Genomic DNA, 20390 nt, shown 5'->3' with positions numbered 1-20390 from the left:
AATTATCGCCCCTTATACATAGATATAGCACGCGCCGCCGACACCGACACCAAAACCGCCAGCCGCCACCCGCCAGCGCGACCTGCGGGGCACAACCGAACTGCGTCCCCTGCGAGGCCATCATCCCCTGCGCGAAGCCGTAAAAATCGCCTGCAAACCAACAAAACAACCGCACCTGCACCCGCACCCGCAAAACCACCCAAGCCCCTCACCCATGCACCGAAACCAACCCACCGCCGTAAGCAATCTTCTGAATCTTCGCCGCCCTATCCGCCGGATCGATCGCAGCGTTCATCCACACCGCCTCCGCAGTAAAGCCCCCGACCACACTGTCAGCCCCCGCCACCTTCGCCCACCCCCGATCGCCGAACGTGAACGTGTGCCCCGATTCCGCCGTGCGCACCGCGGTCCGGGTCCCGTACAGCGCCAGCTCACCGCCGTCCTTAAGCGGGATGTACGTCGGCGCCGGGTTCAGATCCGTAGTCACCGTCAACGACGAGGTGGCGCCGGCCTCACTACTACCCTCGTTCGTGATCCACTTCTGCTCGGCATTCGTCGCGTCGTCGCTGAGGAACGGCGAGCCGGGCTGGCCCGCGTTGTTATCTGCGAGCACGGTCCGGTCGGCGGCGGCCAAGTCCACCGTGCTCAGCGCCAGCTGGTCCAGGTGTGTCGCGGTGTAGTCCAGCGCGCCGCTGGAGTCGACGGCGAACGCCGGCCACTGCTGGCCCGAGGTGAGGGCCACGTCGAAGTCCACCAGCCACGGCGCGCCCGATTTATCCTGTATAAAGTGGATCAGGACCGAGCTGTTCGGCTGACCGGACTGGACGCCTGTCGCCGTGGCGAAGAACGCCCTCGGATAATCCGTAGCGCGCACGGGATAGAACGCCGCGTTGTTCAGCGCGATCGCCGCCTCGTCCTGCTTAGCCCGGGTCCCCCCGGCGCCCTGGTCGTAGACCATGTTGCACTGGTCCAGTGCCAGCAACGATCCGCTCTCGGCCTTAGCGATCGCGGTGGTGTCCAAGGCAGCGTTCGCGGCGTTGTTCTCAGCCTGATACGCCTTCAGCGCCGCCGCAGCATCGTCCTGGGACACGGTGGCGTCCGGCACCGCCGACGACGAGGCCGACGACGAGGCCGAGGTCGAGCTGTCCGGCACCCCAGACTGATGCGTCGGCGCAGCCGAACTACTGCTGGGCCCGCCGGTCGGAGCGGTGCTGCCTGAGGGTTTCCCGACGGCACCCACGGTCCCGGAGGTGGAGCAGCCCGCCAGCCCCGCCAATCCTGCCAACCCCGCCAACCCCACTGATCCCGCCAATGACAAACCCAGTATCGCCCTGCCCGCCGACCCCCTGCACCCAGCCGTTCCCCACCCACGCATCGCTCCCCCTGGTGTGTCCTCACACGGAGAGCGCAGGCTACTGCGGCAGTACCCCAGCCGGGACGGTACTTCCTACGGCATTCCCACCTTGACCCGCACCAGCACCCCCGCCCGAGCCCCCACCCCCAGGCGGCGTCGGAGTAGCCAGCACCTCCATAGACGCCATCATGGCCTCCCGAGCCCCCGCATACTGCGCCCGCACCCCTGCCCCAATACCAGCCTTAACGTTCGGCGAGTCCTTGAACATCACCGCCTCGTTCCACGTAGGCGGCGCCTTCGGCGCCTCGCCGCCGGGCGCCGTGGACGCCGCCAGCACCCACGCCGCCTGCCGGGCCGCGCCGATCGCCATGATCTCGCTGCCGCCGAGCATCACCGCGCCGGTGGGCCGCCCCGACCCGGGACGCGGCACGCCGGTGGCGTCCAGGGCCGCGAACACACCGGTGGACGTCAGGCCGCCGCCGGGTCCGTCCTCGAACGAGCCGGACACCGCGACCGCGACCGGCACCCCGAAGATCGCCGGGGCTATCAGCCGCACCGCGTCCAGCCGCGCGCCCTTGCCGGTGAGTATCACGCGCCGCAGCGGGGTTCCCACCGCGGCCATCTGCGCGCCCAGCGCGTCCAGGCCCTCGGCTATCCCGCAGAGCATCCCCTCCACCGCCGCGCGAGCCAGGTTCGGCGCGGTCATCCGGGCCAGCCGGAGTCCGGTCAGCGAGCCGGGCTGGCCGGCCATCGGCGGCACCAGGACCACGCCCTGCGCGCCGGGGGTGGACTCCAGCGCGAGCCGAGACAGGCCCTGCAGGTCCACGCCGGTCATCTTCGCGGCGGCCTCCAGCGTCGGCATCGCCTCGCCGGTGCGGGCCATGGCCAGGAAGGCGCCGGTGGCGTCGGCGAACCCGGAGACGGTGCCGCTCGGGTCGGCGATCGGGCGCTCCAGGCCGCCGGCGAACAGCGTGCCGGTGGCGCCGACGCTGATCACGACGTCGCCGGGCTCCGCGGACAGGCCGAGCACCTGCGCCATCGCCGAGCCGGTGCCGGGCGCCACTAAAACCCCGGCGTTGGTGGTCCCGGCCGGCTCGACCGGGCCGAGTACTCGCGGCACGGCCAGTTCCCGGCCGAAGGCGTGGATCAGCAGGGCCGTGCGGTAGTCGTTGGAGAACGGCGACCAGTAGCCGGTGCCGGAGGCCTCGCCGCGGTCGGTGACCGGCGCGGCGGAGGCGCCGAGGAGCAGCCAGGTGAGCCAGTCGTGCGGCTGGAGCGCGGCGGCCACCCGCGCGGCGTTCTCCGGCTCGCGCTGCGCCAGCCAGCGCAGCTTGGCTATCGGGAAGGCGGCGGTCGGCACCGAGCCGACCGCGGTCGCCCAGGCGCCCGGCCCGCCGCCCTCGACGACGAGGTCGTCGGCGGAGTTGGCGGCGCGGAAGTCGGTGGACATCAGCGCCGGGCGTACCACTCCCCCGGCGTTGTCCAGCGCGACCAGCGCCTGGCGCTGCCCGGAGACGGCGACCGCCTGGACCCCGTCCAGGATGTCGCCGTCGCAGGCTTTGACGAGCGCGTTCCACCACTCGCGCGGGTCGTCGTCACCGGCGGCGGGGTGGGCCACCGCCGATTTCCGGATCACCTTCCCGCTCAGGGCATCGCAGACGACGACCCGTGTGGTGCTGGGCGAGGAATCGATACCCGCGACGATCGGCATGACGCCAGATCATGCCGTATGCGCCGCGCGCCGGAAACAGGTCCCGCCCAAAGGAGTTCCGCAGGTCCGGTGCGATTCAGTGTCCTGTTGGTGACCCACCGTCATCGCAGGTAGTCAAGCAGCTGATCGGCGTAGGTGTGCCCGCGCAGCTTGGCCAGCGTCTTGGCCTCGATCTGCCGGATCCGCTCCCGCGTCACGCCGAACGTGCGCCCGATCTCCTCCAGCGTGTGCGGCTGGCCGTCGGTGAGCCCGTAGCGCAGTTGCACCACGCGCTTCTCCCGCTCGCCGAGCGTGGACAGCAGCGCGTCCAGGTGCTCGCGCAGCATCACCACGGCGACCGAGTCGGCCGGGGAGACCGCGTCGGCGTCCTCGATGAGGTCGCCGAGCGCCACGTCGTCCTCTTCGCCGACCGGCGCGTGCAGCGACACCGGCTCCTGGGCCAGGCGCAGCACTTCGACGACGCGCTCCACCGCGACGCCCAGGACCTCCGCGATGTCGTCCGGCGACGGCTCGACGCCGTTCTCCTGCAACAGCCGGCGCTGCAGCCGGACCACGCGGTTCATCAGCTCGACCACGTGCACCGGCACCCGGATGGTGCGGGCCTGGTCGGCCAGCGCGCGGCTCATCGCCTGCCGGATCCACCAGGTGGCATACGTCGAGAACTTGTAGCCGCGGGTGTAGTCGAACTTCTCGACCGCGCGGATCAGACCGAGGTTGCCCTCCTGGACCAGGTCCAGGATCGACATGCCGCGGCCGAGGTAGCGCTTGGCGATCGACACCACCAGCCGCAGGTTCGCCTCGATCAGGCGGCGCTTGGCGGCCTGGCCCTCCAGGACCAGGATCGCCAGTTCGCGGCGCAGTTGCGGCTTGAGGTGGGTCTCGTAGGTCAACTTCTCCTCGGCGAACAGGCCGGCCTCGACGGCCTGCGCGAGTTCCACCTCCAGCACCGCGTTGAGCAGCGGCACCCGACCGATTTCCCGCAGGTACTGCCGGAACAGGTCGCCGGCCGGTCCGGCGGAGTCGGCCCAGGCGTTGACCTTAGAATCCGCCTCGGCTTCCTTCTCCGGCTCGGTTTCGGCCTCTTCCTCCAGCACCGCTTCGAGCTCTGCGATCTCCGGCCCGGCAGGGCTTGGGACTCGCAGGGGACCTAGTTCCTCCGGCTCGCCCAGACCGACAGCGGTCCGGGCCTCAGCCGCGGACGAAGAAGTGGGGTGGGGGGTCGGCGCGAGGGTGTCGAGGAGGGCCACCGGTCCCTGTGCGACAGCACTGTTCACGACAAGCTCCAAGGTGGGGGTTCGCGACGTCTTCGCCACACGCTTACCCCGCGCGCCGCAGAGCTATCCCAGATAACGGAAACCAGTCCAAGATCAGTGTCGCCCGCCGGTCACGAAACCGTGACCGTTATGAGACTTCCGCCAGGCCACGCTTGTATTGCTCCAACGCCACGAGTTCACCGAAGAGTTTGTTGTATTCCTCTTGTCCGGTAACGGGATTCAACCGCTGCAGTTTGGATCTCACGCCCTTGATACGGCGGTCGACAGTGTGGATGCGGACCCTTGTCATGACTTCGGCGACATACCGTTCGTCCGCAGGGCCGCGCGAGTGCACCGGCTCCACGGTCAGCTCGGTGACCAGGCCGCGGATGGCGTCGTCAGGGGCCTGATCTTGAACCCGGCCGGTCCAGTTGTTGTCATTGCCGGTGGTGCAGCCGCCGGCCGCGCGCACCGCGGCGCACACCGCGGCATACGCGGGAACGGTGAACTCCTCGGGCGCCAGGCCGTCGAAAGTGACGCCGGCCAGTTGCGGGAATTGCAACGCCATCTTCAACGCCTCGCGCTCGGCGCCGGCGACCGGATCGCGGTGTCCCGGAACGGTCGCGGCCTCGGCGCCGAACAGGCCGTCCTGGTTCGGCGAGCCGTATCCGCCGCCTCCATAACCGCCGCCGTAGCCGCCTCGATCGTCGCGGCCGCCGTACCCGCCCCGGTCGTCACGTCCGCCGCCCCGGCCACTGCCGCGACCGCCGCCGTAGCCGCCGCCGTCCCGGCCGCCCGAACCGCCCTGGCCGCCTCCGTAGCCGCCGCGCCGGCTGTTCGAGCCCTGATTCCCCCGGCGGTCGCCCCAGTCGCCGCCACGGCCCGGAGAGGACCCGTATCCGCCGCCCTGGCCGCCACCGCCCGGTCCGCCGGAGACCGGCACCTCCGGCCGAACCCCGGAAGCCGCGAGCAGCCGGCGGACCGTGGCCTGCACGTCCCGCTCCTCCAGCCCGAGCCAGCCGGCCAGCCGGCGCGTGTAGTCGTTGCGCAGCGCCGAGTCGCGGATCTTCGCCACGATCGGCGCGGTGGTGCGCAGGGCGTGCACCCGGCCCTCGGACTCGTCGAGGTTCTGCTTGGCCAGCTCGGCACGGATCACGAACTCGAACAGCCGGGTCCGGGTCGCGACCAGCTCGCGCACCGCCGCGTCGCCCTTGGCCAGCCGCAGATCGCACGGGTCCATGCCGCTGGGCTCGACGGCGACGAAGGTCTGCGTGACGAACTTGTCCTCGTCGAGATAGGCACGCATAGCGGCTTTCTGCCCGGCGGAGTCACCGTCGAAGGTGAAGACCACCTCGACACCGAGGAACTGGTTCCGGTCGGCCAGCAGCCGTCGCAGGATCTTGATGTGCTCCTCGCCGAACGCGGTGCCGCAGGTGGCCACCGCGGTCGGGACGCCGGCCAGATGGCAGGCCATCACGTCGGTGTAGCCCTCGACCACGACCGCCCGCTCCTGCTTGACGATCTCCTTGCGCGCCATCTCCAGGCCGTAGAGCACCGAGGACTTCTTGTAGATCGGCGTCTCGGGGCTGTTGAGGTACTTCGGAGTGTCCGGGTCGTCGGTGAGCCGGCGCCCGCCGAACCCGATGACGTCGCCGGACAGGTCGGCGATCGGCCACATCAGCCGGTTGCGGAAGCGGTCCATCGCGCCGCGGCTGCCCTCGGAGGCCAGACCGCCGGTCAGGATCTCCTTGTCGGTGAAGCCGCGGGCGCGCAGGTGGCGGACCAGCGATTCCCACGATTCCGGGGCGAACCCGACGCGGAACTGCTCGATCGCCGAGGCGTCGAAGCCGCGCGCGCTCAGGACTTCCCGGGCCTTGGCGGCGGCCGGGGTGGAGAGCTGGTCGACGAAGTACTCGGTGGCGACCTTGTGCGCGTCGATCAGCCGGGTGCGCTCGCTGCGCCCCTCCCCCTGCTTCGTGTAGCCGCCCTCGGTGTAGCGCAGCTCGATGTTGTACTGACTCGCCAGCCGCTCGACCGCCTCGGCGAAGGTGAGGTGGTCGTACTCCATCATGAACTTGATGACGTCGCCGCCGACCCCGCAGCCGAAGCAGTGGTAGAAGTTCTTGGCCGGGCTGACCTGGAAGGACGGCGACTTCTCGTCATGGAAGGGGCACAGGCCCTTCAGGTTCCCGCCGCCGCCGTTGCGGAGTTGGACCACGGCGCCGACGACATCGACGATCGAGGCCGCCTTGCGTACTCGCTCGATGTCGTCGTCATTGATCCGTCCAGCCACAGACAGAGTTTATAGGCGCTGTCAGACGGTACCCATTCTCCTGCTCAGGGCATACGCGGCGTCATCAGTGAGGGACGCGACCTGGTCCACGACCACTCGCAGCCGGGTGCAGTCGTCGGTGGCGTCGGCGTACCAGGCGCGGAAGGCCGGCTCCAGGTGGTCCGGCAGCGCGGACAGGCCCTCGACCAGGCTGGAGACCAGTTCGCGCTGGAGCCGGCGGCGTTCGCGGGCGTCGTCGCGCTGCATGACGTAGCGCGCGGTGACGGCCTTGAGCAGCGCGCATTCCAGGCGGGTCTCGCGGGGGACGATCAGGTCGGCGGCGTAGCGGGTCAGGGGCCCGGTGGCTCCGTCGGCGGCGAGTTCGCCGGCCCGGTCGCGGGTGGCGGCGGCCGCGGACTGGCAGAAGCGGCCGATCAGACTGCTGGTGGCGTTCTTCAGCGCGGCCTGCGCGGCGAAGGAGCCGTCGTAGTCGCCGGGCCAGTAGTCCAGGGCCATCAGCCTGCCGAGCGCGTCGGACAGCTCGGCCGCGCTCGCGCCCGGCGCGTAACGGATCTCGGTCAGCTCGAACAGCTCGGTCTGCTCGACCAACGACAGCAGGTTCTTGGGGACCAGGTGGCCGGCGTGCAGCGCGTCCTCCAGGTCGTGGACCGAGTAGGCGACGTCGTCGGACCAGTCCATCACCTGCGCCTCGAAGCAGGTCCGGCCGAGCGTGGCGCCGGTGCGCATCCACTCGAAGACCGGCTCGTCGTCGGCGTAGACGCCGAACTTCCCGGTGCCGCGCGCCTGGCCCTCGGCGCGGGTCCACGGGTACTTCGTCGCGGCGTCCAGCGCGGCCCGGGTCAGGTTCAGCCCGCCGGGCTCGCCGTCCGGGCCCAGCGCCTTGGCCTCCAGCCGGACCAGGATGCGGAAGGACTGCGCGTTGCCCTCGAAGCCGCCGCATTCGGCCGCGGCCAGGGCCAGCGCCTCCTCGCCGGTATGGCCGAACGGCGGGTGGCCCAGGTCGTGGGACAGACAGGCGGTCTCCATCAGATCCGGATCGGCGCCGAGCTCCTTGCCCAGCTCCCGGCCGATCTGCGCGCACTCCAGGCTGTGAGTGAGCCGGGTGCGGGGGCTGTCCATGTAGGCGCCGAAGGCCGAGTCGTTCGAGCCCGGCGCCACCACCTGGGTCTTGGCCGCCAGCCGGCGCAGCGCCGAGCTGTGCAGCACCCGGGCGCGGTCCCGCTCGAAGGCGGTGCGGCGGTTGTTGCTGGGGTGGTCCGGCAGGTGCCGCTGCCGGTCGGCGTCGGTGTAAGCGTCGGTCTTGGCATCGGTCACCGCCCCACGGTAACCCGCGCGGGCCAACGGAAACTGAAGACTCGGCGGTGGCGCGGTGACTCTGGCTCGGCGGCAGGACCGCGAAATGATATCGTTTTTACGCGGGAAACGATATCGCCAGCGCGAGGAGCCCACCATGGCCAGAACCGTCATCGACTTGGACGAGGCGACCGTTGCCGAGGTCATGGAGATATTCGGAACCACCGTCAAAGCGCAAGCCGTGCGGGCCGCCCTGGAGGACGTGGTGAAGCGCCGCCGCCGCCAGGTGGGTATCGACATGCTCAAGTCCGGGGAACTCCTCATCGAGGACCAGAAGGCCGGCACGGAAACGGACACCGCGTGAACCATCGCACGGCCCTGTTCCTCGTGGACAACTCCGCGTTCGCCCGGTGGCGTCAGCCTTCGGTCGCCGCCGTGCTGGATCCGCTGCACGAGCGCGGGCTGCTGGCTGTCACCGGGCCGATCGAGATGGAGGTCATGTACTCCGCCCGCAATGGAAAGGAGGCGATGGAACTTCGTTCCTTCCTGTCAGGCTTCGATTATCTGCCGTGCGATGACGAAGCGTGGACGCGTGCGCTGAACCTGCGCCGGCAGGCCGTGGCACGCGGCAACCACCGCGCCCTGTCCACCACCGATCTCCTCATCTGCGCTGTCGCCGAGCGCCATAGCGCTACCACGCTGCACTATGACCAGGACTTCGAGCAGATCGCCGCGTTGGCCGGTGACACGTTCACGCATCGGTGGGTGGCTCCGGCGGGGACAGTGGACTAAGAAGATCATGAACCGCTGCGGCCGCCTGGGAAGGGGCCCTGGCGGCCGCTGCTGCTCGCCGTTGCTTCTGCTGTCTTTAAAGCAGTTCCTCGAAGGGCTCGATGACCATGTTGCGGCAGGTCGCGTAGACGGCCAGCTTGTCGACGTCGGCGGCGACCGCGCGGGCCTCCGGCGAGTCGAGGCCGGCGCGCAGGTCGTCCATCGTGTCCCAGCGGAGCTCGGCGATGCGGAAGAAGGGCTCGCCGCGGACCGGGACGGGGTTGTCGGTGATGGCGTAGGAGCGCAGCCCCGGGATCTTGCGGGCCAGCGGGATGTGGACCTCGCGGTAGTGGCGCTCGAAGGCCTCGGGGTCGGAGGGCCGCTCCCAGAAGACGAGGAAGCGGGCTGGGGTGGTGGTCATGGCGGGTCCTCTCGGTCGGTGTCTCGCCTTTACATACCGGCGGCACCGACCGGACTCATCGCCCGAGGCCGAAGATCTCGAACAGGAACGGGTCGGCGAACACCACGTTGGCCGTGACCAGGTCGTCGACGACGGTGAAGACCTGCAGCGTGTGCGCCTTGTGGCCGCCGCCGGGGAGCGGGGAGTACGCGGCCAGGGCCGGCTGGCCGTTCGCCGAGGTGGGGACGGCGCGCCAGCCGGGGCCGTGCATGCGGAAGACGCGCTCCATGAAGCGGGCGTAGTCGTCGCGGCCTCGGTACCAGAGCGGGACCGGGGGCATCTCCATGACGACGTCGTCGGCGAGCAGCTTCACCAGGGCCGGGACGTCGGCGGCCTCGAAGGCGTGGATGTAGCGCTCGATGGTCGCGTTCCGACTCGGGTCGGGCGCCGCGCGGACTTCGGCGGCGTCGCCGAGCCCGTCGACCGTCGCGCGGGCCCTTTGCAGAGCGCTGTTCACGGCCGCGACGGTGGTTCCGAGCTGCTGCGCGACCTCGGCGGCGGAGAAGTCCAGGACGTCGCGTAACACCAGCACAGCCCGCTGCCGCGCCGGCAGCTCCTGCACTGCCGCGACCCAGGCCAGCCGCAGGTCGGCACGCAGGTCGGCGTCGAAGCGCGCGTCGGGGAAGGGCTCCAGCCACGGGACGTCGAGCGCCGGCCGCAGCGGTGCCTCAGTGTCCCGGCTCGGCGCGCCGAGGCCGGACGGGAGGGGGCGGCGCCCGCGCGATTCGAGCGCGGTGAGGCAGACGTTGGTGGCGATGCGGTAGAGCCAGGTGCGGACGGAGGCCTTGGCCGGGTCGTAGCGGTCGCGGGCCTTCCAGGCGCGCAGGAGCGTCTCCTGGACCTGGTCCTCGGCGTCGTGGACGGAGCCGAGCATGCGGTAGCAGTAGGCCGTCAGCTCGGCGCGGTGCGTTTCGAGATCGACGCGGTCGTCCACGAGGTCAGGCTACGCGGAGGGACTGACAGGTAGCGTGTCGGCGTGACCGACACCGACTGCTGGCTGCACCCCGAAGCGGAAGTGCGCGAGTCGGCGATCGAGGGGCGCGGGCTCTTCGCGCGCTCGGCGATCGCGCGCGGGACCGTCGTGTCCCGGCTCGGCGGACGCCTGGTGAGCGAGGCGGAGCTGCGGGAGATCTTCCGGACCGCGGACGCGTACGTCGACACGATCGCGGTGAGCGAGGACCGCCACCTGGTCCTCCCGCCCCGCCGGCCCAACGGCTATGGGAACCACAGCTGCGACCCGAACCTCTGGTGGCGCGACGCGTACACGCTCGTCGCGCGCCGCGACATCGCCGCCGACGAGGAGCTGACCAACGACTACGGGACGTCGTCGGGGATGCCGGACTTCCGGATGGACTGCCGGTGCGGCGCAGAGCTCTGCCGCGGCGTGATCACCGGCGATGACTGGCGCCGGCCCGATCTGCGGGAGCGGTATGGCGAGCACTGGGTGCCGGTGCTGCTTGCGCGGATCGCGGACGCTGAGACGCTGTCCGACCGCTGAGTAGTTGAACTGACAACAGGCCGGATGCCCTCGCAGACACCCGGCCTGTTCATGCGCGCCTCAGCGCACTCGCCTCATCGGGAATCGCTCACCGGGAATCGCTCGCCGCCGACTCGATCGCCGCCCGAGCCGCCTCCAGCCGGGCCACCGGCACCCGGAACGGCGAGCAGGACACGTAGTCCAGCCCGACCTCGTGGAAGAAGTGCACCGAGTCCGGGTCGCCGCCGTGCTCGCCGCACACGCCGAGCTTCAGCTCCGGGCGGGTCTTGCGGCCCTCCTCGGTCGCGATCTGGACCAGCCTGCCGACGCCCTCGCGGTCCAGGGTCTCGAACGGCGACACGCCGAAGATGCCGCGGTCCAGGTACGCCGAGAAGAACGCGCCCTCCACGTCGTCGCGGGAGAAGCCCCACGTGGTCTGCGTCAGGTCGTTCGTGCCGAAGGAGAAGAACTGCGCGGCCTCGGCGATCTGGCCGGCGGTCAGGGCCGCACGCGGGAGCTCGATCATGGTGCCGATCAGGCTGCGGACGTCGGCGCCGGTGCGCTCCTTGACCTCGTCCAGGACCTGCTGGGCCTCGTCGCGGATGATCTCCAGCTCCTGGACCGCGCCGACCAGCGGGACCATGATCTCCACGCGCGCCACGCCACCGGCCTTGGCGACCTGCGCGGCGGCCTCGGCGATGGCCCGGACCTGCATCATGAACAGGCCGTCGACGACCAGGCCCAGGCGCACACCGCGCAACCCCAGCATCGGGTTGGCCTCGTGCATCTTGTGCACGGCCTGGAGCAGGCGCAGGTCTCCCTCGTTCTGCTCGCCCTTGGCCTCGGCCACCGCCACCCGCACCGACAGCTCGGTGATGTCCGGCAGGAACTCGTGCAGCGGCGGGTCCAGCAGGCGCACCGTCACCGGCAGGCCGCCCATCGCGGTGAAGATGGCGATGAAGTCGTCGCGCTGCATCGGCAGCAACTCGCCCAGGGCTGCCTGACGCTCGTCGTCGTCGTCCCCGGCCAGGATCAGGCGCTCGATCAGCGCGCGCCGCTCGCCGAGGAACATGTGCTCGGTGCGGCACAGGCCGATGCCCTGCGCGCCGAAGCGGCGGGCGCGGGCGGCGTCCTCGGGGGTGTCGGCGTTGGCCCGGACGTACAGCCGGCGGCGCTCGTCGGACCAGGTCATGATCCGGTGCACGGCCTTGACCAGGTCGTCGGCCTTCGGGGAGTCGGCGCCGAGCCGGCCCTCGAAGTACTCCACCACCGGAGAGGCGACGACCGGGACCTCGCCGAGGTACACCGCGCCGGAGGTGCCGTCCACGGATACGACGTCGCCCTCCTCGACCACCACGCCGTTCGGCGCGGTCATCCGGCGGCGCTTGGTGTCCACGTCCAGCGACTCCGCGCCGCAGACGCAGGTCTTGCCCATACCGCGGGCGACGACGGCGGCGTGCGAGGTCTTGCCACCGCGCGAGGTGAGGATGCCCTGCGCTGCGATCATGCCGTTCAGGTCGTCGGGGTTGGTCTCGCGGCGGATCAGGATGACCTTCTCCCCCGAGCGCGACCACTTCACCGCGGTGTAGGAGTCGAACACGGCCTTGCCGGAGGCGGCGCCGGGCGAGGCGTTCATGCCCTTGGCGATCATCTCGGCCTTGGCGTTCTCGTCGAAGCGCGGGAACATCAGCTGCGCCAGCTGCGCGCCGGTGACCCGGTCCACGGCCTCGTCCGGGCCGATCAGGCCCTCGTCGACGAGCTGCACGGCGATCCGGAACGCGGCGGCGGCGGTGCGCTTGCCGACCCGGGTCTGGAGCATCCACAGCTTGCCGCGCTCGATGGTGAACTCGATGTCACACAGGTCGCGGTAGTGGTGCTCCAGCTTCGCCATGATGTCGGTGAGCTCGGCGTAGCTGGCGGCGTCGATGTTCTCCAGGTCCTGCAGCGGCACCGTGTTGCGGATGCCGGCCACGACGTCCTCGCCCTGCGCGTTCTGCAGGTAGTCGCCGTAGACGCCGGTCTGGCCGGAGGCGGGGTCGCGGGTGAAGGCGACGCCGGTCCCGGAGTCCATGCCCAGGTTGCCGAAGACCATCGAGCAGATGTTGACCGCGGTGCCCAGGTCGTTGGGGATGCGCTCCTGGCGGCGGTAGAGCTTGGCGCGCTCGCCGTTCCAGGACTCGAACACGGCGCGGATCGCCAGGTCCATCTGCTCGCGCGGATCCTGCGGGAAGGTCCGGCCGGCCTCCTTCTCGACGATCGTCTTGAAGGACTCGACCAGGCCGCGCAGGTCCTCGGCGGTGAGGTCGAGGTCGTTGTGCGTGCCCTTGGCCTTCTTGACGTCCTCCAGGGCCTCGTCGAAGTGCTCGCCGTCGACGCCCAGCACAGTCTTGCCGAACATCTGGATGAGCCGCCGGTAGGAGTCCCAGGCGAAGCGGTCCGCCTTGCCGTCGGAATCGGCGCCGTCGGCCTGGGCGGCGAGCCCGAGGACCGACTCGTCGTTCAGCCCGATGTTCAGGACCGTGTCCATCATCCCCGGCATGGAGAACTTGGCACCGGAGCGGACCGACACCAGCAGCGGCCCGTCAGCCTGCCCCAGCTTCTTGTCCATCTTCGCCTCAAGGGCGTCGAGGTACTGGGACACCTGCTCCCGCAGCTCCGGCGGCTCCTGGCCGTGCTCCAGGTAGACGCGGCAGGCGTCGGCGGTGATCGTGAAGCCGGGAGGGACCGGCAGCCCGAGGTTGGTCATCTCGGCGAGGTTCGCACCCTTGCCGCCGAGGAGGTCTTTGAGGTCCTTGTTGCCTTCGGTGAAGTCGTACACGAACTTCGGCACGCAGATACTCCCTGACTGATCTGTGTGGCACACACCGCGGCGACGACGGGACGGACTGAGGGGGTGTCCCGCCGCATGCCCTGACGCTGCGGAGCGTAGCGCGTCGGCCGGGCGTGTTCGCCAGGGCTATACCCGGATTCAAGCGTTTCGTTCCTGTGAGTCGCCTCACCCGGACCACGCACGTCACCCGTGCGGACGCCACAGGGAACCGCCGGGAATGAAAGTGCCGCAGGGTGTGCTGTGGGGGGCGGTAGGTTAGTTGAAGCCTCAACCATGATCGCTCGGCGCGGACCCGCCCGAGCCCACCAGGAGGAAGAGTTATGAGCACGGATTACGCGTCCCTGACCGGCGATTACACCTTCGACGTCGCGCACAGCACGGTCGGCTTCATCGCCCGGCACGCGATGGTCACCAAGGTGCGCGGAGGCTTCAACGAGTTCGAGGGCGAGATCCACATCGACGGCGCCAACCCCGAGAAGAGCAGCGCCGAGGCCACGGTGAAGGTCGCCAGCGTCGACACCCGCAACGAGCAGCGCAACGGCCACCTCCTGTCCGGCGACTTCTTCGAGCAGGACAAGTACCCGGAGATGACGTTCAAGTCCACCGGCGTCACCGTCAAGGGCGAGGACAACTTCGTCCTGCACGGCGACCTGACGGTCAAGGACGTCACCAAGCCGATCGAGTTCGACGTGGAGTTCCTCGGCACCACCGTGGACCCCTACGGCAACTCGCGCGTCGGCTTCGAGGCCAAGACCACCGTGAGCCGCAAGGACTTCGGCATGACCTGGAACGCCGCCCTGGAGACCGGCGGTGTCCTGGTCAGCGACAAGATCCAGCTGGAGCTGGAGATCTCGGCGATCAAGAAGAGCTGAACCACCCGATCGCCGAGGAGCGCCGGGACCGCCTGGAGGGTCCCGGCGCTTCTTTGTGTTCTTTTGCGTTCTTCTGACTTCTCGACGACGGGCCGGGCCGGCGGGCCGTGTCAGCCGCCCGAGTCCTCCATCTCGGCGCCGGCCGGCACCGTGTCGTCGTCCCGGTCGTCGAGCCAGCCGTACGGCAGCGTGACCTTGCCCGGAGAGTTGGTCCGCCCGCGCGGCTTGCCGAGCGTGTCCGTCGGGAACGGCGTCGCCGGGTCCAGCTGCGCGAAGAAGCCGTCGAGCTCGGCCAGCGAGGACGACATCGCCAGCCCCCGTCGCACGTCGCCTCCAACCGGGAAGCCCTTGAGGTACCAGGCGACGTGTTTGCGGAAGTCCACGACACCCTCGCGCTCGCTTCCCAGCCAGGAGGCGAGCAGTTCGGCGTGCCGGCGCATGGTGGCCATGACCTCGCCGAGGTCGGAGAGCTTCCGCTCGCTGTGCCCCTCGAACGCCGCCGCGAGATCCGCGAACAGCCACGGCCGCCCCAAACACCCCCGCCCGACCACCACGCCGTCAGCACCGGTCTGGCTCATCATGCGCAGCGCGTCGTCGGCCTCCCAGATGTCGCCGTTGCCCAGGACCGGGACCTCCAGCTCGTCCTTCAGCGCCTTGATCGCGGTCCAGTCGGCCTCGCCGCTGTAGCGCTGGGCGGCGGTGCGGCCGTGCAGTGCGACCCAGGCCGCGCCGGCGTCCTGGGCGATGCGGCCGGCCTCCAGGAAGGTGTGGTGCTCGTCGTCGATGCCGATGCGCATCTTGACCGTGACCGGGATGCCGGCCGGGGCGGCGGCCTGGACCGCGGCCTCGACGATCTGGCCGAACAGCCGGCGCTTGTACGGCAGGGCCGCGCCGCCGCCCTTGCGGGTGACGCGCGGAACCGGACATCCGAAGTTCATATCCACGTGGTCGGCCAGGTCCTCGGCGGCGATCATCTCCACCGCCTTGCGGACTGTGACCGGATCCACTCCGTACAGCTGGAGGCTGCGCGGCTTCTCGTCGCCGGCGAAGGTCACCATCCGCAGGGTCTTCTCGTTCCGCTCCACCAGGGCGCGGGTCATGACCATCTCACAGACGTAGATCCCGGCCCCGTGCTCGCGGCAGAGCTGGCGGAACGCCACGTTGGTGATGCCGGCCATCGGCGCGAGGACCACGGGCGGCGCGATGCTGCCTAGAGAACCAAGGGTCAGGGAGCCCAGAGTGAGGTTCTGTTTGTCTGGGGAAGTCACCGTTCCAGGATCGCATAGCACGGCGGAGCACCCGTTCGGATATTCCAGTCGGCCTTCGGACAACCGGCCCGTTAGTCTGAACGTCATAAGGAAAGAGTTAAGAAACCGGCGGGGGGACCGCTGGAACAGCAGAACAGCGGGTGGGCGAGAGTGAGTAGAGAAGTGGTGAGAGCGAACCGCACCGACGGCAGCGGTGCGGACGCGATCGGCCCGCGGGGGCGGGGGCCGGAACGCGGGCGCGACAAACTGGCGACCGGGCTGCTGGCCGGCGCACTGGGGGTCTTCATGGCCGTCGGGATCTCGGCGTGCAACACGAACCCGCACGCCGCGGACGTGCCGCCGCCGTCGACCGAGAACCAGCCGGCGGCCAACGGCCAGACGCCGAACACCGAGTCGAGTTCGCATCACAAGGCGCCGCCCAAGCCGGGCATACAGCTGCCCAACACGATCCAGGTGTTCTACGCGACCACCCCGGCGTTCCAGGACCTGACGCACCACATCGTGCTGTGGAACGCGACCCAGGCGTACAAGGCCAGCTACGCGGCGGCCTACCAGCCGGCCGAGGCCGGCACCCCGGACCTGAAGCGCTACTGGGCCGGCACCGGCTACCAGCAGGCGCACGCCTGGGCGCAGAACTGGATCGACCACAAGCAGCAGCCGGTGGGCTTCGCGGTGCTGTCGAAGGTGGTGGTGGAGAACCTCACCCCCGAGCAGGCCACCGTCGGCTTCTGCCAGGACCTGTCCGGCGTGGTGCGCGGCAACGTGCTGACCCACACCCCGGGCAAGGAACTGCAGCCGAAGAACTCGCTGGGCGACCGCGTGGAGTACAGCATGGTGCCGACCGGGGTGAAGGGGCAGTGGCAGGTGAACGGCGAGTCGATCTCGCACGCCTCGAACCTGTGCCCGGCGCCTTCGGAGAAGCACCACCACTGAGCTCATCCGGCGCCGGACGCGCTGAAGGGGCGGGCCCCGCCGGGCCCGCCCCTTCAGCGTTCGAACAGAAGTCGAACCTCAGGCCCCGATGAGCCGGGCCGCGAGGTAGCCCTCGACCTGGTCCAGGGCGACCCGCTGCTGCTCCATCGAGTCCCGCTCGCGGACGGTCACGGCCTGGTCTTCGAGGGTGTCGAAGTCCACCGTGATGCAGAACGGGGTGCCGATCTCGTCCTGGCGGCGGTAGCGGCGGCCGATGGCGCCGGCGTCGTCGAACTCGACGTTCCAGTTCTTCCGCAGCAGCTGCGCCAGGTCGCGGGCCTTGGGCGAGAGGTCCGCGTTGCGGGACAGCGGCAGGACCGCGGCCTTGACCGGGGACAGGCGCTTGTCCAGGCGCAGGACCTTGCGGACCTCCATCTGGCCCTTGGCGTTCGGGGCCTCGTCCTCGGCGTAGGCGTCGAGCAGGAAGGCGAGCATGCCGCGGTTCACACCGGCCGCCGGCTCGACCACGAACGGCGTCCAGCGCTCGCCGGTCTCCTGCTCCAGCTGGGTGAAGTCCTCGCCGGAGTGCTTGGCGTGCGTGGACAGGTCGAAGTCGGTGCGGTTGGCGACGCCTTCGAGCTCGGAGAACTCCTGGCCGCCGAAGTTGAAGCGGTACTCGATGTCGACGGTGCGCTTGGAGTAGTGCGACAGCTTCTCGGCCGGGTGCTCGAAGAACCGCAGGTTCTCAGGACGCAGACCCAGGTCGGTCCACCAGTTGTAGCGCTCGTTGAGCCAGTACTCGAACCACTGCTCGTCCTCGCCGGGCTTGACGAAGAACTCCATCTCCATCTGCTCGAACTCGCGGGTCCGGAAGATGAAGTTGCCCGGCGTGATCTCGTTGCGGAACGACTTGCCGATCTGGCCGATGCCGAACGGCGGCTTCTTGCGGGAGGCGTCGCGGACCGTCTTGTAGGACACGAAGATGCCCTGCGCGGTCTCCGGGCGCAGGTAGGCCAGGCCCGCGTCGTCCATGGTGACGCCCAGGTGGGTCTGGAGCATCAGGTTGAACACCTTGGGCTCGGTGAACGTGCCCTTGTTGCCGCAGTTCGGGCAGTTGATGTCGGCCAGCCCGCGCTCGGGGGCCCGGTTGTGCTTGGCCTCGTAGGCCTCGATGAGGTGGTCCTCGCGGAAGCGCTTGTGACAGGACTGGCACTCGGTCAGCGGGTCGGTGAACTCCTTGACGTGGCCGGAGGCCTCCCACACCTCGCGGGCCAGGATGACCGAGGAGTCCAGGCCGACGACGTCCTCACGGCCGGTGACCATGGCCTTCCACCACTGGCGCTTGATGTTCTCCTTCAGCTCCACGCCGAGCGGCCCGTAGTCGTAGGCGGCACGCGTACCGCCGTAGATCTCGCTGGAGGGGAAGACGAAGCCTCGGCTCTTCGCGAGCCGGACGATGGTCTCGATCTTGTCGGCGGCCACAGTCGCTCTCTTTCTTGTTGCCACCGCATCCACGGTGGCGAAGCCCGGCCGGATGCCGGGTTTCGGATGATGGCCCAGCTTAGCGGGTCCGCGGCGGGGTTTATGAATGGTTTCCGGCGCAGGTCGCGACGGTGGTATCGGAGGGTGCGGCGGGCGTCGGCGGGTGGTTTGGCGGGTGGTTCGGCGCGCGGTTCGCGGCCGGTGGTTCGGCCCGCGGTTCGACCCGTGTGCTGATCGTGAGAATTGACAATCATTTTCATTTTCAGCGACCATGATCCCATGCCGTTCCGCAACACCGAGCCCGGCCGCCTCCGGCGCCCGGCTGTCGCCGCGGCGGCGCTCGTGACGGCGCTGGTCACGGCGGTCGTGCTCAGCGGCTGCGTGAAGCAGGCAGACCGGTCCGCCGGCGGCAGCGGCCGGCTGGACGTCGTGGCCGGCTTCTACCCCTTCGCCTACCTCGCCGAGCAGATCGGCGGCGAGCACGTGAGCGTGCGCAACCTCACCAGGCCCGGGGCCGAGCCGCACGACCTGGAGCTGACGCCGTCGCAGGTCGGCGCGGTGAGCAAGGCGGACCTGGCGATCTACGAGAAGGGCCTGCAGCCGGCCGTGGACTCGGCGGTCGCGCAGAACAAGCCCAAGGCCGCCCTGGATACCGCGACCGTGGTTCACCTGGAGAACCACGGCGACCTCGGCGAGGGCGACGCACACAGCGCCGACCCGCACGTCTGGCTGGACCCGGTCGACTTCGCGAAGATCGCCGACGCGGTCTCGGCGGAGCTCCAGCGGATCGACGCGGCCCACGCCGCCGACTACCAGGCGAACCAGGCCGCGCTGGACGGTCGGCTGACCACCCTGGACGCCGACTACCGCGCGGGGCTGGCGCGGTGCGTGCGCAAGGACATCGTCACCAGCCACGCCGCCTTCGGCTACCTCGCCGAGCGCTACGGCCTGGTCCAGGTGCCGATCGCGGGGCTGTCGCCGGACGACGAGCCGAGCGCGGCCCACCTCGCGAAGATCCAGCACCTGATCAAGACTGAGGGCGTGACCACGGTCTTCTTCGAGACCCTGGCCAGCCCCAAGACCGCGCGGACGCTGGCGGCGGACACCGGGACGAAGGCCGCGGTGCTCGACCCGATCGAGGGCGTCAAGGACCCCTCGACGCAGGACTACTTCTCGATCATGCGCGACAACCTCGCGGCGCTGCGCACGGCGCTGGGGTGCTCGTGATGGCGCGGCGGCGGGCCCGCAGTGGCGCTGCGGCTGTGGCGACGACGGTCGCGGTCACCGCACCGGACGAGACTCCGGCGCCGGTGGTGGCCGCGCTCACCGTGACCGTCTCCCTCGGCGGCCGCCGGATCCTGCACGGCGTGGACCTGGAAGTCCCCGGCGGCCAGACGGTCGCCCTGCTGGGAGCAAACGGCTCGGGCAAGTCCACGCTGGTCAAGACCATCGTCGGGCTGTATCCGGTGGACGGCGGACGCGTCGACCTGTTCGGCACGCCGCTGCCGGAGTTCAAGGCGTGGCAGCGGGTCGGCTACGTGCCGCAGCGCACCACGGCCGCGGCCGGCGTCCCGGCGACGGTCGGCGAGGTGGTGGCGTCCGGCCTGCTCAGCCCGCGCGGCTGGGTGAACCGCCGCACCCGTGGCGACCGCACCGCCGTCCGCGAGGCCCTGGCCACGGTCGGGATGCTGGAGCGGATCGGCGACCCGGTGGCCTCGCTGTCGGGGGGCCAGCAGCAGCGGGTGCTGATCGCCCGCGCCCTCGCGCGCCGCCCGGACCTGTTGATCATGGACGAGCCGATGGCCGGCGTGGACCTGGTGAGCCAGCAGGCCTTCGCCGACACCCTGGCCGACCTGTCGGCGCACGGCACCACGATCCTCCTGGTCCTGCACGAGCTGGGACCCCTCGCCCCCCTCATCGACCGCACGGTGGTCCTGCGCGCCGGCGCGGTCCGCTACGACGGCGCGCCGATCGAGCACGGCGAGCCCGACCCGGCCCACGGCGAGCCCGGCCACGAGCACGTTCACCCGCACGCCGCACCGGACGAGGTGCCGGGGACGCCGGAGTGCCCGCCGGGGCACGCTCCGGTGGAGTCGCTGACGCGGAGGGAGGGGGCCGGGTGAGTACGCGCACTGTTGTAGGGCATGCCGCTGCCGCCGCGCTCACGCCAGCGCCGCAGCTCAGGACCTTGACGCCTCCTGCGACGCCAGCCTCAGCCCCAACCTCGACCACGCCACGATTCCCGCAAGCCGCCACGCGCCGCACCGCAACCGCCGCCACACTCACGCCGGGCCCGCAGTTCCCACCCGCAGCGCCGCCGCCAACCGCGCCGCGAATCGCAGCGCCGACCACGCCGTCCATCGCCCACTGCCCCGTATCAATGTCCTCAATGTTCTCAATGTCCTCAATGTCCG

General features: G+C 70.1%; 17 protein-coding genes. 7 read left to right on the top strand and 10 right to left on the bottom strand.

The window, feature by feature from the left end:
* Positions 1-208 precede the first annotated feature (208 nt).
* From ABH935_RS24295 to ABH935_RS24275, 5 genes are all read right to left on the bottom strand, one after another.
* Positions 209-1153, bottom strand: coding sequence for a hypothetical protein (locus tag ABH935_RS24295; protein WP_370380219.1), 945 nt, complete (start codon positions 1151-1153; stop codon positions 209-211).
* Positions 1154-1412: 259 nt separating this feature from the next.
* On the bottom strand, positions 1413-3065 hold the full coding sequence (locus ABH935_RS24290; protein ID WP_370380218.1) for an FGGY family carbohydrate kinase: 1653 nt from the start codon (positions 3063-3065) through the stop codon (positions 1413-1415).
* 101 nt (positions 3066-3166) lie between these two features.
* Positions 3167-4339, bottom strand: a complete 1173-nt coding sequence (locus tag ABH935_RS24285; protein WP_370380217.1) for an RNA polymerase sigma factor — start codon at positions 4337-4339, stop codon at positions 3167-3169.
* Positions 4340-4466: 127 nt separating this feature from the next.
* Positions 4467-6611: a DNA primase gene (gene dnaG / locus ABH935_RS24280; RefSeq protein WP_370380216.1), complete on the bottom strand. Its 2145-nt coding sequence runs from the start codon at positions 6609-6611 to the stop codon at positions 4467-4469.
* Positions 6612-6632: 21 nt separating this feature from the next.
* Positions 6633-7925 (bottom strand): deoxyguanosinetriphosphate triphosphohydrolase, encoded by a 1293-nt coding sequence (locus tag ABH935_RS24275; RefSeq protein WP_370380215.1) that lies wholly within the window; start codon positions 7923-7925, stop codon positions 6633-6635.
* A gap of 136 nt (positions 7926-8061) precedes the next feature.
* On the opposite strand from ABH935_RS24275, the gene ABH935_RS24270 reads away from it, so the two are divergent.
* Together ABH935_RS24270 and ABH935_RS24265 are read left to right on the top strand one after the other, a co-directional pair.
* On the top strand, positions 8062-8268 hold the full coding sequence (locus ABH935_RS24270) for a type II toxin-antitoxin system VapB family antitoxin (protein ID WP_370380214.1): 207 nt from the start codon (positions 8062-8064) through the stop codon (positions 8266-8268).
* Between the two features lie 23 nt (positions 8269-8291).
* Positions 8292-8696, top strand: a complete 405-nt coding sequence (locus ABH935_RS24265) for a PIN domain nuclease (RefSeq protein ID WP_370380213.1) — start codon at positions 8292-8294, stop codon at positions 8694-8696.
* Positions 8697-8772: 76 nt separating this feature from the next.
* Here the strand turns inward: ABH935_RS24265 and ABH935_RS24260 are convergent, their stop codons facing one another.
* On the bottom strand, positions 8773-9096 hold the full coding sequence (locus ABH935_RS24260) for an EthD family reductase (protein ID WP_370380212.1): 324 nt from the start codon (positions 9094-9096) through the stop codon (positions 8773-8775).
* Positions 9097-9151: 55 nt separating this feature from the next.
* Positions 9152-10069 carry a sigma-70 family RNA polymerase sigma factor gene (locus ABH935_RS24255; RefSeq protein WP_370380211.1) on the bottom strand — a complete coding sequence of 306 codons (918 nt, stop codon included), beginning with the start codon at positions 10067-10069 and terminating at the stop codon, positions 9152-9154.
* Between the two features lie 42 nt (positions 10070-10111).
* Here ABH935_RS24255 and ABH935_RS24250 point away from each other — a divergent pair, with 42 nt between their 5' ends.
* Positions 10112-10633 carry an SET domain-containing protein gene (locus tag ABH935_RS24250; protein WP_370380210.1) on the top strand — a complete coding sequence of 174 codons (522 nt, stop codon included), beginning with the start codon at positions 10112-10114 and terminating at the stop codon, positions 10631-10633.
* An 88-nt stretch (positions 10634-10721) separates the two neighbouring features.
* Here the strand turns inward: ABH935_RS24250 and ppdK are convergent, their stop codons facing one another.
* Positions 10722-13442 (bottom strand): pyruvate, phosphate dikinase, encoded by a 2721-nt coding sequence (ppdK, locus tag ABH935_RS24245; protein ID WP_370380209.1) that lies wholly within the window; start codon positions 13440-13442, stop codon positions 10722-10724.
* 320 nt (positions 13443-13762) lie between these two features.
* Here ppdK and ABH935_RS24240 point away from each other — a divergent pair, with 320 nt between their 5' ends.
* Positions 13763-14314, top strand: coding sequence for a YceI family protein (locus tag ABH935_RS24240; RefSeq protein ID WP_370380208.1), 552 nt, complete (start codon positions 13763-13765; stop codon positions 14312-14314).
* Positions 14315-14424: 110 nt separating this feature from the next.
* On the opposite strand, the gene dusB is transcribed toward ABH935_RS24240, so the two are convergent.
* Positions 14425-15582: a tRNA dihydrouridine synthase DusB gene (dusB, locus tag ABH935_RS24235; protein ID WP_370380207.1), complete on the bottom strand. Its 1158-nt coding sequence runs from the start codon at positions 15580-15582 to the stop codon at positions 14425-14427.
* A 162-nt stretch (positions 15583-15744) separates the two neighbouring features.
* Between dusB and ABH935_RS24230 the strand changes: the two genes are divergently transcribed.
* Positions 15745-16515 (top strand): hypothetical protein, encoded by a 771-nt coding sequence (locus tag ABH935_RS24230; protein ID WP_370380206.1) that lies wholly within the window; start codon positions 15745-15747, stop codon positions 16513-16515.
* A gap of 78 nt (positions 16516-16593) precedes the next feature.
* Here the strand turns inward: ABH935_RS24230 and ABH935_RS24225 are convergent, their stop codons facing one another.
* Positions 16594-17976, bottom strand: coding sequence for a glycine--tRNA ligase (locus tag ABH935_RS24225; protein ID WP_370380205.1), 1383 nt, complete (start codon positions 17974-17976; stop codon positions 16594-16596).
* Positions 17977-18255: 279 nt separating this feature from the next.
* On the opposite strand from ABH935_RS24225, the gene ABH935_RS24220 reads away from it, so the two are divergent.
* Together ABH935_RS24220 and ABH935_RS24215 are read left to right on the top strand one after the other, a co-directional pair.
* Complete coding sequence (locus tag ABH935_RS24220; RefSeq protein ID WP_370380204.1) at positions 18256-19203, top strand: metal ABC transporter substrate-binding protein; 948 nt, start codon at positions 18256-18258, stop codon at positions 19201-19203.
* Positions 19203-20099 carry a metal ABC transporter ATP-binding protein gene (locus tag ABH935_RS24215; protein WP_370380203.1) on the top strand — a complete coding sequence of 299 codons (897 nt, stop codon included), beginning with the start codon at positions 19203-19205 and terminating at the stop codon, positions 20097-20099. The genes ABH935_RS24220 and ABH935_RS24215 overlap by 1 nt, the downstream gene beginning before the upstream one ends.
* Positions 20100-20390: the final 291 nt, after the last annotated feature.

This window comes from Catenulispora sp. GAS73 (assembly GCF_041262085.1).
In the GTDB taxonomy this organism is placed as follows: domain Bacteria; phylum Actinomycetota; class Actinomycetes; order Streptomycetales; family Catenulisporaceae; genus Catenulispora.
This window is presented reverse-complemented; position numbering and strand designations above follow the sequence as displayed.